The sequence below is a fragment of the Nocardia anaemiae NBRC 100462 genome, assembly GCF_001612725.1.
Lineage (GTDB): Bacteria > Actinomycetota > Actinomycetes > Mycobacteriales > Mycobacteriaceae > Nocardia > Nocardia anaemiae.
Genome location: NZ_BDAZ01000063.1, coordinates 1 through 14,531, shown reverse-complemented (window position 1 = coordinate 14,531; position 14,531 = coordinate 1). Strand labels below are relative to the sequence as shown.

Annotated in this window: 14 protein-coding genes and 1 pseudogene; 5 read left to right on the top strand and 10 right to left on the bottom strand. The window is 66.3% G+C overall.

Annotation, left to right across the window (positions count from 1 at the left end; all coding sequences use genetic code 11):
• Positions 1 to 16 precede the first annotated feature (16 nt).
• The 9 genes from pcaC to NA5_RS30630 form a co-directional block, all read right to left on the bottom strand.
• Positions 17 to 403 (bottom strand): 4-carboxymuconolactone decarboxylase, encoded by a 387-nt coding sequence (gene pcaC, locus NA5_RS30670; RefSeq protein WP_062992341.1) that lies wholly within the window; start codon positions 401 to 403, stop codon positions 17 to 19.
• Positions 400 to 1,176 (bottom strand): 3-oxoadipate enol-lactonase, encoded by a 777-nt coding sequence (gene pcaD / locus NA5_RS30665; RefSeq protein ID WP_062992339.1) that lies wholly within the window; start codon positions 1,174 to 1,176, stop codon positions 400 to 402. The genes pcaC and pcaD overlap by 4 nt, the downstream gene beginning before the upstream one ends.
• A 263-nt stretch (positions 1,177 to 1,439) precedes the next feature.
• Complete coding sequence (pcaB, locus tag NA5_RS30660) at positions 1,440 to 2,792, bottom strand: 3-carboxy-cis,cis-muconate cycloisomerase (protein WP_062992337.1); 1,353 nt, start codon at positions 2,790 to 2,792, stop codon at positions 1,440 to 1,442.
• Positions 2,785 to 3,327: a protocatechuate 3,4-dioxygenase subunit alpha gene (pcaG, locus tag NA5_RS30655; protein ID WP_062992335.1), complete on the bottom strand. Its 543-nt coding sequence runs from the start codon at positions 3,325 to 3,327 to the stop codon at positions 2,785 to 2,787. Before pcaG ends, pcaB begins: the two co-directional genes overlap by 8 nt.
• Positions 3,320 to 4,042, bottom strand: a complete 723-nt coding sequence (gene pcaH, locus NA5_RS30650; protein WP_062992333.1) for a protocatechuate 3,4-dioxygenase subunit beta — start codon at positions 4,040 to 4,042, stop codon at positions 3,320 to 3,322. The genes pcaG and pcaH overlap by 8 nt, the downstream gene beginning before the upstream one ends.
• Positions 4,039 to 5,220 (bottom strand): thiolase family protein, encoded by a 1,182-nt coding sequence (locus NA5_RS30645; RefSeq protein ID WP_062992331.1) that lies wholly within the window; start codon positions 5,218 to 5,220, stop codon positions 4,039 to 4,041. Before NA5_RS30645 ends, pcaH begins: the two co-directional genes overlap by 4 nt.
• Complete coding sequence (locus tag NA5_RS30640) at positions 5,217 to 5,999, bottom strand: CoA-transferase subunit beta (RefSeq protein WP_062992329.1); 783 nt, start codon at positions 5,997 to 5,999, stop codon at positions 5,217 to 5,219. The genes NA5_RS30645 and NA5_RS30640 overlap by 4 nt, the downstream gene beginning before the upstream one ends.
• Complete coding sequence (locus tag NA5_RS30635) at positions 5,996 to 6,817, bottom strand: CoA transferase subunit A (RefSeq protein WP_062992327.1); 822 nt, start codon at positions 6,815 to 6,817, stop codon at positions 5,996 to 5,998. The genes NA5_RS30640 and NA5_RS30635 overlap by 4 nt, the downstream gene beginning before the upstream one ends.
• Before the next feature lie 35 nt (positions 6,818 to 6,852).
• On the bottom strand, positions 6,853 to 7,824 hold the full coding sequence (locus tag NA5_RS30630; RefSeq protein ID WP_062992325.1) for a zinc-dependent alcohol dehydrogenase: 972 nt from the start codon (positions 7,822 to 7,824) through the stop codon (positions 6,853 to 6,855).
• 232 nt (positions 7,825 to 8,056) lie between these two features.
• Between NA5_RS30630 and NA5_RS30625 the strand changes: the two genes are divergently transcribed.
• Both NA5_RS30625 and NA5_RS30620 read left to right on the top strand, forming a co-directional pair.
• The gene (locus NA5_RS30625; protein ID WP_062992323.1) at positions 8,057 to 9,916 is read left to right on the top strand and encodes a bifunctional sugar phosphate isomerase/epimerase/4-hydroxyphenylpyruvate dioxygenase family protein; all 1,860 of its coding nucleotides are present in this window, start codon (positions 8,057 to 8,059) and stop codon (positions 9,914 to 9,916) included.
• 60 nt (positions 9,917 to 9,976) lie between these two features.
• On the top strand, positions 9,977 to 11,347 hold the full coding sequence (locus tag NA5_RS30620) for an MFS transporter (RefSeq protein ID WP_245672473.1): 1,371 nt from the start codon (positions 9,977 to 9,979) through the stop codon (positions 11,345 to 11,347).
• Between the two features lie 20 nt (positions 11,348 to 11,367).
• Here NA5_RS30620 and NA5_RS30615 read toward each other — a convergent pair whose 3' ends face one another.
• Positions 11,368 to 11,859, bottom strand: a complete 492-nt coding sequence (locus tag NA5_RS30615) for a YbhB/YbcL family Raf kinase inhibitor-like protein (protein WP_062992319.1) — start codon at positions 11,857 to 11,859, stop codon at positions 11,368 to 11,370.
• Between the two features lie 361 nt (positions 11,860 to 12,220).
• Here NA5_RS30615 and NA5_RS30610 point away from each other — a divergent pair, with 361 nt between their 5' ends.
• From NA5_RS30610 to NA5_RS39700, 3 genes and pseudogenes are all read left to right on the top strand, one after another.
• Positions 12,221 to 12,502, top strand: a complete 282-nt coding sequence (locus NA5_RS30610) for a VOC family protein (protein ID WP_062992317.1) — start codon at positions 12,221 to 12,223, stop codon at positions 12,500 to 12,502.
• Complete coding sequence (gene mhpA, locus NA5_RS30605; protein WP_062992315.1) at positions 12,499 to 14,223, top strand: bifunctional 3-(3-hydroxy-phenyl)propionate/3-hydroxycinnamic acid hydroxylase MhpA; 1,725 nt, start codon at positions 12,499 to 12,501, stop codon at positions 14,221 to 14,223. Before NA5_RS30610 ends, mhpA begins: the two co-directional genes overlap by 4 nt.
• Before the next feature lie 36 nt (positions 14,224 to 14,259).
• Positions 14,260 to 14,419 (top strand): annotated as a pseudogene (locus NA5_RS39700) (4-hydroxy-2-oxovalerate aldolase family protein); the annotation flags it as partial.
• Positions 14,420 to 14,531: the final 112 nt, after the last annotated feature.

Below are 14,531 nucleotides of genomic sequence, written 5' to 3'. Positions count from 1 at the left end.
TCCTCCTCGACAGGGTCTACAGGGCGGTATCGTCCCCGAGTTCGGCCAATACCTGCTGCCCGATCGCGAAGGCGGCGTTGGCGGCGGGCACGCCCGCGTAGGCGCCGGTGTGCAGCAGTACTTCGGCGATCTCGGCTGCGGTGAGACCGTTGGTGATCGCGGCGCGGACATGCATCGCGATCTCCTCGTGCCGCCCCAGGGCGGTGAGCACCGCAAGGGTAACGCAGCTGCGGGTGCGCCGGTCCAGGCCCTCGCGGGTCCAGATCGAGCCCCACACCGACTCGGTGATGTATTCCTGGAACGGCCTGGTGAATTCGGTGGTCCTGGCGACGGCGCGATCGACATGATCATCGCCGAGCACTTCCCGCCGCACCGCCATGCCGCTATCGGCTCGTTCGTTCATGCGTTCTCCTTCAGGTGAGCGAGAATCAGATCGTTGATCGCGTCCGGCGCCTCGGCGTTGGCCAAATGTGCGCCCGGACTGACGATTTCGAGGCGGGCGTGCGGCACCGTGTGTGCGATGCGCTGTCCGTGTTCCGGTGGGGTGGCCGGGTCCTGGGCACCGGCGATCACGAGGGTGGGTGCGGTGATCGATGGCAGCCGGTCGGCGATATTCATCGTTTCGATTGCCGCGCAACAGGATGCGTAACCGTCGGGGTCGGTGGCGGCGACCATGCTCGCGTAATAGTGGATGCGTTCCGGATGGTCCGCGCGCCATTGCGGAGTGAACCAGCGTTGCACGACCGCTTGTGAAATCGCCTGTGTCCCTTTGGCTCTGACCAGCGCGGACCGCTCGGACCAACCGCTGGGCGGGCCCAGTTCGGCGGAGGTGCAGCACAGGGTGAGCGTGCGCAACCGGTCCGGGGCATGCTCGCCGAGCCACATGCCGACCATGCCGCCGAGCGAGAGTCCGACGAAATGGGCTCGTCCGATTCCGAGTCGGTCCAGCAGCGCGATCACATCGGAGCCCAGGTCCGTCAGGGTGTACGGGCCGGGCGGTACCGGGGATGCGCCATGTCCGCGGTGGTCGTAGCGCACTACCCGGTATTGGGCGGCGGTCAGCGCGCTCACCTGCGGATCCCACATCCGTAGGTCGCTGCCGAGTGATCCGCTCAGTATGACGGGTTCGCCGTCGTCCGGACCGTCCACCAGGCAGTGCACCTCGATGGCGCTCACGATCGTGCCTGCCGAGTCAGCTGGCGGCTCCCCGGAGATCCGCTCAGCACGACCGGTTCACGGTCCTCGGGGCCGTCCACCAGGCAGTGCACCTCGATGGCGCTCACGATCGCGCCTGCCGAGTCAGCTCGCCGCCACCCAGTGGTTCGGCAACCGTTCGCAGGTCGGGACCGTCTGTTGGACAGGGCATCTCGGCTACGGTCATACCTCCGCCTCACTGGCGCTCCGGTCCTGCATGGCCCAGTTGATGATCGGTCGTTCGTTCATGACCGTGCCCGCCAATCGGCCAGCGCGCGATCGATGAACTCGCGCGTCGATCCCAGGTACTGAGCTGGACCGAGCAGCCGCTCGATTCGCTCTCGGTGAAGATATTTCCCCACCACCGGATCGGCGGCGAGCAGATCGGCGAGCGGGCTCGCACCGGCGAGGGCGGCCTGGCAGCACTGCTCGACGACATCGCCAGCCGTCTGGCGGCCGACCTCGCCGTTGGATGCCGAAACCAATTCGGTCACAACATTTTCCGCGAGAGCGAGGCCGCCGGTGAGCTCGAGGTTGGCACGCATGCGCTCTGGGTCGACTCGAAGCCGTTCCAGGCTGACACGCAGCCAATGCACCGCGGAACCGGTGGTGCGCAGCAGTTCGATATACGGCCGCCATTCGGCATGCCACGACCCCGCCGCGCGCTGATGTTCGTGCCCGGCCGTGCCGAGTAGTGCGGCGACCAATCCCGGTGCCTGCCCGGCGGATCCGGCGGCCAGGACAGCCGCGACCGGGTTACGTTTGTGCGGCATGGTCGAGGATCCGCCCGTTCCCGCCTGGCCCTCCTCGTAGACCTCCGCGACCTCGGTCTGCGCCAGCAGTGTGATATCCCGGGCGATCTTGGCCACCGCCCCGCAGGCCTGACCGAGCGCCCCCGCGATCTCCGCGATGCGGCCGCGCTCGGTGTGCCACGGCAGGGCCGGTTCGGCCAATCCGAGCGTCCGGGATAGTCCGCTCAGGACGGCAATCCCGTTGTCGCCCAGGGACGCCAGCGTGCCGACCGCCCCGCCGAACTGCACCGCTAAGCGGTGCCGCCGGATATCGTCGAGCCGATCCCGCGCCGCGGCGATTCCGCTGAGCCAGCCCGCCGCGGTCAGCCCGAAGGTGACCGGCGGTCCCTGCTGGAGCAGGCTGCGCCCGGCCAGCACGGTGTCGGCGTGGAATTCGGCGAGATGCGCCAGCTGTGCCGCGCACGCGCGCAAGTCGTCATCGAGCACGGTCAGTGCCCGGCGCGTCACCAGCATGGCGGCGGTATCGCCGACGTCCTGGCTGGTCGCGCCGAGGTGCACATATCCGGCCGCCTCGCCCGCGACGCGTGCGGTGAGTGCCCGCACCAGCGGCCCGGCCGGATTGCCGATGCCGACCGCCCGCGCGCCGAGCTCGACGATATCGTAATCCTGTGCGTCGCAACAGCTTTGGATGGCGGCGGCGGCCTCGGGCGGAACGACTCCGGCGGCGGCCGAGGCGGCCGCCAGTGCGCCTTCGAAATCGAGCATGGCCTGCACCCACGCCCGGTCGCCGACCTGCGCCGCGACCGGACCGCCCGCGAGCACAGCGTCGAACAACCCGTCAGACATCGAAGAACACCGTCTCGCGCGCACCCTGGAGATACACATCGAAAACATAGCCATCGGGCCCGTCCGCGGCGATCAGGGTGCCGCGACGCTCCGGTGGCACCGAGGCCAACACCGGATCGGTCGCGTGCTGATCGGCGTGCTCGGGGAAGTAGATGCGGGTGACCACGCGATGCAGCAGACCACGGGCGAACACCGACACATCGATATGGGGGGCCTGTCCATCGCCGAGCGCGCCGGGAACGACGGTGTAGACCGCGAATTCACCCGCTCGGGTGTCGCTGCGTGCGAATCCGCGGAAGTATTCGCGGACCCCGCGACCGTCATCCGGATGCGCGATATGCCCGTCCGGGTCGGCCTGCCAGATCTCGACCATGGCGTCATCGATCGGTGCGCCGACACCGTCGAGCACCCGGCCCCGAATCCACCCGGCCCCTGGTGTTCCCAGCGGCACGGCGTATGGGCCGTCGTCCCAGGTCAGTCCGATGTGCAGGTAAGGGCCGACGGTTTGCGAAGGCGTGGTGGGCAGATCAGTCATCGTCCTCGTCGTCCTCGAAAGGCGTGGCATCGCGGCCACGCAATACGATGTCGAACTCGAAGGCCAGCGCCCGCTCGGGTTCGCTGCGCTCGAGATCGAAGCGGCTGATCAGCAGTGGGCGAGCGGCCTCGGGCACCGAGTTGAAGATGGGGTCCTGGGCGAACAGCGGATCGTCCGGAAAATACATCTGGGTGACCAGTCGCTGGGTGAAGGCGCGCCCGAAAAGCGAGAAGTGGATGTGTGCGGGCCGCCAGGCATTGTGGTGATTGCGCCACGGATAGGCCCCTGGCTTGATGGTGGTGAACTCGTATCGGCCCGCGGCATCGGTGACAGTGCGCCCGACACCGTCGAAGTTCGGATCCAGCGGACAGTCCCACGTGTCCCGGTCGTGCCGGTACCGGCCACCGGCATTGGCCTGCCAGATCTCGACCAGGGAATTCGGGATCGGCTTGCCGTCTCCGTCGAGCAATCGGCCGTGCACGATGATGCGCTGTCCGAGCGGTTCCGCCCGGTGCTGCGCGGTCAGGTCGTTATCCGTCTCGGCGAGCCGGTCCGCGCCGAGTACCGGACCGGTGAGTTCGGTCAGCCGTTGCGGCAGCAGCACCAGCGGCTCTTTCGGATGACGCAGGGCGGTGGACTTGTAGTCCGGGGAGTCCAACGGCGGGTGTGTGCCCGCCGGATCCTTTCGATAGCCTTGCAGCGCATGGGTTTTCATGGTGTCGCCTCCAGAACAACGGCCAGCCCCTGGCCGACGCCGATACACAATGCGGCCAGTCCCCACCGGCTGCCGCTACGCCGCATCTCGCGGGCGAGTTGGTTGATGACGCGTCCCCCGGACGCGCCGAGCGGGTGGCCGATCGCGATCGCGCCACCGTTGACATTGACGATGCCGGGATCCAATTCCGGCCAATCGGCAAGGCAGGCAAGCGATTGCGCGGCGAAGGCCTCGTTCAATTCGACCACGCCGAGATCGCCCCAACCGATACCCGCGCGCCGCAGGGCGATTCGCGCCGCTTCGACCGGACCGATGCCGAAGACATCCGGGTCGACTCCGGCCGCACCGCGTCCCGCGATCCGTGCAAGGGGTGCCCGGCCGAGTCGATCGGCCAGGGCTTCGTCACCGAGCAGCAGGGCGGAGGCGCCGTCGTTCAGCGGTGAGGCATTCCCGGCGGTGACGGTGCCATCTGGCCGGAACGACGGTTTCAATCCCGCCAACCGGTCGACGGTCGTGTCCGCCCGCAGCGACTCGTCGCGGGCCAGTTCGGTGCCGGGGACGGCGACCACATGGTCCTCGTAGAAGCCGTTTGCCCAGGCCTTCTCGGCGAGCTGATGGCTGCGCGCGGCGAATTCGTCCTGCGCCGTCCGCTCGATTCCGTAACGGCCCGCGAGGATTTCGGTGCTTTCGCCCAACGACACCGTCCACTGCGCGGGCATCGTCGGATTCACCAGCCGCCAGCCCAAGGTGGTGGAGTGCAGTGTTTCGTTGCCAGCGGGAAAGGCCTTGCCGGGCTTGGGCATAACCATCGGCGCACGGCTCATCGACTCGACTCCGCCGACGACAACCGTTGCCGCATCACCGGTTTCGATCATCCGTGCGGCCTGCATCGTGGCATCCATACTCGACCCGCACAGCCGGTTCACCGTCGTGCCGGGTACCGAGGTGGGCCAATTCGCCAGCAGCGCAGCCATGCGTGCCACATTGCGATTATCCTCGCCCGCCTGGTTGGCCGCCCCGAAGACGATCTCGTCCACCGTCGCCGGGTCGAGATCGTTGCGATCGGCGAGCGACCGCAGGACGGTGGCCGCGAGGTCATCGGGTCGGATGCCGCTCAGCGCCCCGCCGTACCTGCCGAACGGGGTGCGGATGCCGTCGTAGAGAAATGCGCCGGTCATGAGGCGGCTTTCAATGCTCGCAGAGTCCTGAGTTCGATATCCGTCGGCGGCACGCTGATCCCGAGATCCGGCGCGACCCGCAACTGCCAGCCGGTGCTATCGCGCACTTGCTCGACGGTCACGCCAGGATGAACCGCGACGAGGATCAATTCGCCGGTGTCGTCGGGCCGCATCACCCCGAGATCGGTGATCACCAGGGTCGGGCCCGCGCCGCGCAGCCCCAGTTTCGCCCGCTCGCCGTTACCGCGACCGTGCCCGAAGGAGGTGATGAAGTCGACCCTGTCGACGAAGGAGCGCTGCGACTGGCGCATGACGACGAATACCTCGCCACAGGATGCGGCGATCTCGGGTGCGCCACCGGCTCCCGGCAGCCGGACCTTGGGATGGGTGTAGTCACCGCCGATGACGGTGGTGTTGATATTGCCGTACTTGTCGAGCTGCGCGGCACCGAGGAACCCGATATCGATGCGACCCGGCTGCAACCAGTAATTGAATATCTCCGGCACGCTGATCACCGCGTCGGCGGTCTCGGCGAGCACACCGTCGCCGATGGAAGCGGGCAGCCGATCCGGCTTGGAGCCCAAAGTGCCGGATTCGTAGATGAGGACCAGATCGGGCGCGTGGGTATTGCGGGCGAGATTGGCGGCCGTCGACGGCAGCCCGATCCCGACGAAGCACCGCTTGCCCGCATCGAGTGCCCTGGCGGCGGCGATCGTCATCATCTCGTCGGCGGTATATGCCATTTCCATTGTGGCGGTGCGCGTTTCGGCGATGGTCATACTGTCTCCGTGATGGCGGTGTACACGTTTTCGTCGAGCCAGCGGGTGAAGCTGTCACGGTCTCGGCTGATCGTGTCCCAGGCCGCGTAGTAGTCGTTGTCGCGCTCGGAATAGCCCTGCGCATAGGACGGATGCGCACCGCCGGGCACCTCGGCGACCGTGGTCACCGCCCACGCGGGCAGCACGATGGCACCGGGCACCGGGGTCAGCTCCTCAACGATTTCCTCGACCGTGACCAGGCTGCGGCGCGCGGCGAGCACCGCTTCCTTCTGCACCCCGAGCAGCCCCCACAGCTGCACATTTCCGGCGCGGTCGGCGCGCTGGGCATGGATGACCGTGACATCGGGATTGAGCGCAGGAACCGCGGTCAGCTGTTCACCGGTGAACGGGCAGATGATCGGCTTGATGGTGTCGGTGACCGTCGGCAAATCGGTGCCGACGTATCCGCGCAATACGGCGAATGGCAATCCGGACGCCCCCGCGACATAGCGATTGGCCATACCGGCGTGGCTGTGCTCCTCGATCTCCAATGCCGCGGGCCAGGCCTGCTGTACCGCTTCGCGGAATCGGTGCAGCGAGCCGACGCCGGGATTGCCGCCCCAGGAGAAGATCAGCTTGCGCGCGCAACCGGCCCCGATCAGCTGGTCGTAGACGATGTCCGGTGTCATCCGTACCAGCGTCAGATTCCGCTTGCGCTGGCGGATGATCTCCTGTCCGGCGGCCACCGGGATGAGATGGGTGAACCCCTCGAGCGCGAGCGTGTCGCCGTCGCGGACGAGTTCGCCGACCGCAGCCGCCAAGGAGGTAATCCTGGCCATATCACTCCTCATTCGAATTGTGGAAATGCCGCTGCTCACCCGAGCCGAATCCAGCATTTGCCCGGGGTGGATCGCACCGAGGCGAAGGCCCGATCGGCGTCGTCGAGTGCGAACTCGGCCTGCAGCACCCGGCTCGGCGTGATCGCGCCGGAGTCGAGCAGGGCCGTGGTATCGGCGAAATCGTTCGGGTGGTCGTAGATCAGCGAGCCGATCAGCCGCAGCTGCCGATAGACCAGATCGAAGCTCGACAGCGCCAGCGGTTCGGCATTGATCCCGATGAGTAACGCGGTACCGCCTGCGGCGAGCCGAGCCAATGCCGGGGGCAGGGCGGCTGGCACGCCGGATGTCTCGAAGAGATAGTCGAAACCGGATGCCGATTCGTCGGCCGTTACCGCGCCGAGCGATTCGGCGAGCGCGCGTCGGCCCTCGTGCGGTTCGATGACCGCGGGTTTGATTCCGGCGGCGACCAGCAGCTCACACAGGAACAGCCCCTGTGAACCCGTACCGACCACCAGGCAGCTGTCGCCCGCCGTGATTCCCGAGCGGCGAATGGCCGCGCGCGCGACGGTCAGCGGCTCGGCGCACACCAAATCCGCCAGCGGCACGGCGGCCGCGACCGGAAAGGCGAATTCGGATGGGACGGCGACCAGTTCGGCAATGACGCCGGGTGTGTTGATGCCGAGGATGATCCGGTTCGGGCAGGCCGAGGTGAAGCCGGTACGACAGGCGGCGCACGTCATGCAGCAGTAATTCGGCTCGATCGCGACCCGCTGGCCGATCCGTCCCGCGTCGACATCGGCGCCGACAGCAACGATCTCGCCGACACCTTCGTGGCCGACGATCCACGGCAGCTCGGGAACCTGGCGATGGCCGTGATAGACGGACAAATCCGAACCGCACAGGCCGACGCCGAGCATGCGTACCAGGACATCGCCCGGCCCGCAGACCGGTTCCGGGAGCTGCACGACCGCGATCCGCTCGGGCGCAACCAAGGTAGCCGCCTTCATGTTGCCTCCTCTGTGCGCAATACGTACATCTGGTTGATATGCGAACATCGTAGGCCGGATCTCATGGTGACTCAAGTCCCATCTATCGATCGATGGCATGGTAGGAGCCCCGCGCAGAGGCATTTCCCCAGCAAATGCGATTTGTTGACAGTGACTCGGGTCACCTCTACGCTGATTTCACATAACGCACATGTGTTCGGCATACGAACATCTTTCAATTCTAGGAACCACCGTGACCGCATCGCCGCGATATCCGAGGACCACTCGACGATCCATCGCCACCGTGTGCCTGTCCGGAACCCTCGAGGACAAACTCGGCGCTGCTGCCGCCGCGGGCTTCGACGGCATCGAACTGTTCGAAAACGATCTGATCGCCAGCCAGCTCGGCCCGGAGCAGGTGCGGGAGCGCTGTGCCGCGCTCGGTCTGTCGATCGACCTCTATCAGCCGTTCCGCGACTTCGAGGGCGCACCGCCGGAGGTGTTCGAGGCGAATCTGCGGCGCGCGGAACACAAATTCGAGGTGATGGCGGCGCTCGGCGTCGACACCGTCCTGGTGTGTTCCGCTGTCGCGCCGTGCACCATCGATGACGACGAGCTCGCCGCCGATCAGTTGCGCGTGCTCGCCGAGCATGCGAGCGAACGTGGTTTCCGCATCGCCTACGAAGCGCTGGCCTGGGGTACCTACGTCAACACCTGGGACCACTCGTGGCGCATCGTGCAGAAGGCGGGACACCCCGCACTGGGTTTGTGCCTGGACAGCTTCCACATCCTTTCGCGCGCAAGCGATCCCGCGGGCATCGCCGATGTGCCAGGGGAGAAGCTGTTCTTCCTGCAACTCGCCGACGCACCGCACCTGAGCATGGATGTGCTGCAGTGGAGCCGTCACTACCGGCTGTTTCCCGGCCAAGGGGCCTTCGATCTGCCCGTGTTCCTCGGCTATGTCCTCGACGCCGGATACACCGGGTCGCTATCGCTCGAAGTGTTCAATGATGTTTTCCGCCAAGCCGATCCGGCCCGCACCGCGCGCGACGCGATGCGGTCGCTGCTGTGGTTACAGGAGCAATACGCTGGGACCGCGGCCGATATCGCCGCGCCACCGCTGCACGGCCACGCCTTCACCGAGCTCAGCGTCGGCAGCGCGGCCGCGTCGCGAATCGGGGAAACGCTGTCCGCCATGGGTTTCACCCACACCGGAGGGCATCGGAGCAAACCGGTTCAGCTGTGGCAGCAGGGTCGCGCACGAGTCCTGTTGAACAGCACCGTCACCGCACACCATCAGGCGGATCTGGCCGAGATCAGCGCATTCGCCGTGGAGAGCAGCGACCCGGCACGCTCGGCCGAGCGCGCCGAGGCGATGCTGGCCCCGATCCTGCCGCGCGAACACGGTCCGGCCGAGGCCGATCTGGCCGCCGTCGCCGCACCCGACGGCACCTCGATCTTCTTCTGCCGCTCCACATCCGACGGCTGGCTCGGCGACTTCGACCCCATCGCGGCGGAATCGGTTTCCGTGGACGCCGCGGCGACCGCCGTCACCGAGATCGACCACATCGCCCTGGCTCAGCCGTTCGACTACTTCGACGAGGCCTCGCTGTTCTACCGTGCCGCCCTCGGTATGCACGCGCACCACGACACCGAATTCGCCGCGCCCTACGGACTGGTTCGCGACCGCGCCGTCGGCAATGACGACGAGTCGGTGCGCATTGTGCTCAGCACCACCCTGCTGCGCCGCGGGAGCTGGGCGCCGGGCGTCGCGGACCCCCAGCACGTCGCCTTCGGCACCGACGATATCTTCGCCGCCGCCGAAGAACTGCGCCGCCGCGGCGCGCCGGTACTGACCATCCCGGCCAACTACTACGCAGACCTCGACGCCCGAATCGCCATTCCGGCAACCCGACTCGACCGCATGCGGCGGCTCGGCATCATGTACGACCGCGACGAACGCGGTGAGTTCTACCACCTCTACACCGAAATCCTCGGCAGCCGAGTGTTTTTCGAGGTGGTTCAGCGAGTGCGCGGATACACCGGCTTCGGCGCGGTCAACGCACCGGTCCGCATGAGCGCGCATCGGGCGCGCCGCCTGGCACAGCACTGACATTCCCCTGAATACCCAGAAAAGATTGCGGCACCGATGCCGTGGCGAAGGAGAAGTAAGTTGAACACCCCGACAAACGTGCGCAAATCACCGAGAAAGGCCGCCGCAAGCGGCTGGATCGGCGGTGCGCTCGAGTACTACGACTTCTTCATCTACGCGCAGGCCGCCGCGCTGGTCTTCCCGTCGATCTTCTTTCCCAAAGGCAATCCATCGGTCGCCATCCTGGCGTCGCTGGCCACCTTCGGTGTCGGCTATGTCGCCCGGCCGCTCGGCGCATTCGTGCTCGGTCACTGGGGTGACCGGCACGGCCGCAAGAACGTGCTGGTGCTGTGCATGATGGCGATGGGCGTCTCGACCTTCTTGGTGGCGTTGCTGCCGACCTATCACAGCGTCGGCTATCTGGCTCCGGTGCTACTGGTGGGGTTGCGGTTGATCCAGGGGTTCGCCGTCGGCGGCGAAATGTCCGGTGCCAGCGCCATGATCGTCGAGCACGCTCCGTTCGGGCGGCGCGGATTCTTCGCCAGCTTCGCGCTGCAAGGTGTGCAGGCCGGTCAAATCCTCGCCGCCGCAGCGTTTCTGCCGATGTCGGCACTGCTGCCCGATGACGCGTTCCAGTCGTGGGGTTGGCGAATTCCGTTCCTGTTCAGCATCGTTGTGCTGTTCGCCGGTTATCTGATCCGGCGCCGCGCGGACGAGACTCCGGCCTTCCAGGCCGAGCAGGCACAGCAGGAGGTCGTCGCCTCGCCGATCGTGCAGGTCGTGCGGGAGAACGGGTCGAATATGCTGCGCGTGATCTGCATGGCGCTGATGAACGCCATCCCGACGGCCACCACCATCTTCGGCGCCACCTATGCCACCAATCACAGCTACGGGATCGGCATCAGCAAGACCACGTTCCTGTGGATCTCCGTGCTCGGCAATGTCGTCGCGGTCCTGCTGATTCCGTTCGTCGGCAGCCTCAGCGACCGGATCGGCCGCCGACCCTGCATCATCGTCGGTTCACTCGGTTCGGGCGTCCTGTCGTTCGGCTATCTGGCCGCCATTGCGCATGGCAGCGTCGCCATGACATTCGTGCTCGCCATCCTGATGTGGGGCATCGTCTACCAGGGCTACAACGCCGTCTTCCCGGCGTTTTATCAGGAAATGTTCCCCACCCGCACCCGCGTCACCGGCTTCGCGGTCTCGCAGAACATCGGCACGGCCATCACCGCGTTCCTGCCGACCGTCTACGCCGTCGTCGCACCGCCCGAATCGAATGTTCCGCTGATCGTCGGCGCCTTCACCTTCGGCTGCGCCGTGATCGCCGCGGTCGCCGCATTCTCCGCGCGCGAGACATTCCGCATCCCGCTCGAAAACCTCGGCGCACCGGACGCGGCCCCGCTGTCGCGCGAGGACTACTCGCGCCTGCGTGCCGAGGCGATCGCGGCGTAGCAATGCGCGGTGCGGGCGGATCAGGCGGCGAACAGGCCGACCAGGGTGCCGCTGGCGATGACGTGGTCGGTGATGGCGGATCGGACCACGTCGGCCGTGGTGTCCTTGGTGAATCCGGCCGGTTGGTCCAAGGCGTAGAGGCGGAAGAAGTACCGGTGCGGTTTGTCGCCGACCGGTGGTCGCGGACCGCTCCAGCCGATTTCGCCGAAGTCGTTGGGACCCGCCACCGCCCTGGGGGGTGGCGCCTCCGCCCGAATACTGGTCGCGTTCGGCGCGATGCCGGTCAGCAGCCAATGGGTAAACGGCCCGCCCGGTGCGTCCTCGTCCTCGCACAGCAGGACGAGCTCTGCGGCGTCGTCGGGGATACCACTCCATTCGAGCGGCGGAGCGACATTGCCGCCGTCGTAGGAGTAGCGGTCCGGAATTGTCGAGTGGTCGGTGAATGCGGCACTGTGCAGGTCCACCCGCACCGGTGTCCGTCGCACGTTTTGGTGGCTGGTGGGATTCGGCATGTTGTCCTCCGGTCGACGGCCTTCTGGTTCGAAGCTGCCCGGATCCGAGGTCCGCGCTGTGCCTCGTACTCGCCGAGCAGCGTCACTGTGCGGGTTGCCACTGCACCGTCCGCTAAACCGTGGCTACCCGGACTCGTGATCTCGTCTCAGGCCGGTTCGCGCAAATCGCTGATCGCCGTCGCGTAGCGGCTTCGAATTCATCGAAGGTGTCGCCGAGATAGCGGGCGAGTCGATGTTGCTTCGCCGTCCACGTCGAGCGGGGGGCCTGCTGATGATTGCATCATTGCTGACCTGTGCCATCAAATCTGGATGAGCATGAAGCTGATGTTCTCATCATTTTCGCTTGACAGAGCGTGCCATCGTGACTGATGATTTTATCAAGCACACCAACGGCAGTGAACTGTCCTACTACCGCGTGACCCCGTCCGGCTTCGAACACGAGGTCGGCTGGAATCCGATCGTGATCGGTCCGGAACTCGAATGCACCTGGGAACCAACGACTTACCAGGGCATCAGCATCTGGGGCCACGGCACGGTCGGGGAGACGGTGCTGGACAAATTCGCCCAATTCCGCCGGGCACTGCGGACCTCGACCACACCGGAGATCACCGTCCGGCAACTGGCAGGAGGACTTTCACGATGAATACCACCGACTACGACGTGGTGGTCGTCGGTCTCGGCCCAACAGGCCTGACGCTCGCCCACCTCTTGGGACGGCGCGGTGTGCGCGTGCTCGTCCTGGAACGGGAACCGGAGTACTACGGACTCGCACGTGCGGTCTACACCGACGACGAAGGCATGCGCATCTTCCAAACTGCCGGTGTGGCAGACGAACTCGCGGCCGATATGAATATCGACTCGACCGTGCAGTGGGTGCGCGCGGATGGTCGGGTGCTGGTGCAGTTCCATCAGATCGACCGTCCGCTCGGGTGGCCGGTGGTCAATTTTCTGTATCAGCCCTACCTGGAGAACACCCTCGAAAATGCACTCGGGTGCTACCCGCACGTCACCGTCCGGCGCGGCCGCGAGGTCGTCGATTTCGACCAGAACGAATCCGGCGTGAGCATCGAACATGCCGAATGCCGTGGCACCGGGTACGGCAACCGCGCACCCGATACCGACCTGCGGACCGCCGAGCGGGTGTGGGCGAAATTCCTGGTCGGCTGCGACGGCGGGCGCAGTGTGGTGCGCACGAAACTCGGCATCGAGATGAGCGGGACCAGCTTTCCCGAGCGTTGGCTCGTGGTGGACCTGAAGGCCGAGGACGGCGTCGACGCGTTCCGGCATCTGCCGTATTTCAACTTCGTCTGCGATCCGACCATGCCGACCGTGTCCTGTCCGCAACCGGACGGACATCATCGCTTCGAGTTCATGCTGAACGAATCGCAGACCAAAGACGAGATGGAGGATCCGGCGAACGTCCGCCGTCATATCGCGCGCTACGTCGATCCGGACGAGGTCGAAGTGCTGCGCAAGCTGGTCTACACCTTCAATGCGGTGGTCGCCGACCGGTGGCGGGACGGGCGGATCCTCATCGCCGGTGACGCCGCGCATATGACGCCGCAGTTCGTCGGACAGGGCATGAATTCCGGTGTGCGCGATGCGGACAATCTGTCGTGGAAGCTCGCCGCCATCCTCCAACAGGGTGCGGACCTGCGGATTCTGGATAGTTACGAGTCCGAACGGCGACCGCACGCCAAGGCGATGATCGATTTCTCGGTACTGAACAAGAACATCGTCTCCTTCGACAACAAGCTGGTCGCGGCGGCCCGGAATATCGCACTCACCACCGCGCTGCGGGTGCCGGGGCTTGGCGGCTGGATTCGCGCGGCGAAGATGAAACCGGCACCTCGCTTTCGTCGCGGCGCCTACCTGGGTCTGTCTCGGCGTGGGCTGCGCGGCGTGGAAGGCACGCTGGCCCCGCAACCGCAGGTGCGGACCTACGACGGACGGCATCGGCGTTTCGACGACGTGCTCGGACTCGGTTTCTCGGTGATCGGCAATGGGGTCGACCCGCGCGCCGTGCTAGGTGCCGACGACGTGGCCAGATTGCGCGCCCGGGGCGTTCGTTTCGTCACCGTGTATCCGCTCGGAGGACGACCGCAGGGTGAGCCGGGCGATGGCCGCACCACCGGCGACGACTATGCCGATATCGAAGACCACACCGGTGCGTTGACCCGGTGGTTCGCCAAGGCGCGCGTCGGGACCGGTGGCCTGGTGCTGCTGCGTCCGGACAAGTTCGTCTTCGGTACCGCTGTCGCCGGGCGCGGCGGTGCCTTGATCGGCGAACTCTTCCAACAGCTCACCGGGCCGGTTCCGGCGTTGACGCTGGTACCGGACCGCCATCTCGAGGAGGCGCGATGAACACGATAGCGACCGCTGTTCGTGCTGCGGCCGAACGGCTTTCGGGGGTACTGGAGCTTCCTGCGCCACGTCCGAAAAGGCCTCGGTCACATACGGAATCGATGCACGCACGCTGTTGACCGAGGTCGGACGCCGCGGTCTGGTCGGCGGGCAGGAAGACAAGATCGTCGATATCGCAACGGATTTGAGCGCTTAGCAAGAAGGGCATTTGCTGTGAAAGATTCATTCCCGCCGACGGTCAGCCGCCGACGTGCGCTCGCGAGCGCGACGCTGGGCACCTTCGGTGCGGCCGCCGCGGCAGCGCTGCC

Excerpts from the sequence above, each read along its gene's own strand:
- pcaC (WP_062992341.1), bottom strand. The coding sequence starts at position 403 with ATGAACGAACGAGCCGATAGCGGCATGGCGGTGCGGCGGGAAGTGCTC.
- pcaB (WP_062992337.1), bottom strand. The coding sequence starts at position 2,792 with ATGTCTGACGGGTTGTTCGACGCTGTGCTCGCGGGCGGTCCGGTCGCG.
- pcaG (WP_062992335.1), bottom strand. The coding sequence starts at position 3,327 with ATGACTGATCTGCCCACCACGCCTTCGCAAACCGTCGGCCCTTACCTG.
- pcaH (WP_062992333.1), bottom strand. The coding sequence starts at position 4,042 with ATGAAAACCCATGCGCTGCAAGGCTATCGAAAGGATCCGGCGGGCACA.
- NA5_RS30645 (WP_062992331.1), bottom strand. The coding sequence starts at position 5,220 with ATGACCGGCGCATTTCTCTACGACGGCATCCGCACCCCGTTCGGCAGG.
- NA5_RS30640 (WP_062992329.1), bottom strand. The coding sequence starts at position 5,999 with ATGACCATCGCCGAAACGCGCACCGCCACAATGGAAATGGCATATACC.
- NA5_RS30635 (WP_062992327.1), bottom strand. The coding sequence starts at position 6,817 with ATGGCCAGGATTACCTCCTTGGCGGCTGCGGTCGGCGAACTCGTCCGC.
- NA5_RS30630 (WP_062992325.1), bottom strand. The coding sequence starts at position 7,824 with ATGAAGGCGGCTACCTTGGTTGCGCCCGAGCGGATCGCGGTCGTGCAG.
- NA5_RS30615 (WP_062992319.1), bottom strand. The coding sequence starts at position 11,859 with ATGCCGAATCCCACCAGCCACCAAAACGTGCGACGGACACCGGTGCGG.
- mhpA (WP_062992315.1), top strand. The coding sequence starts at position 12,499 with ATGAATACCACCGACTACGACGTGGTGGTCGTCGGTCTCGGCCCAACA.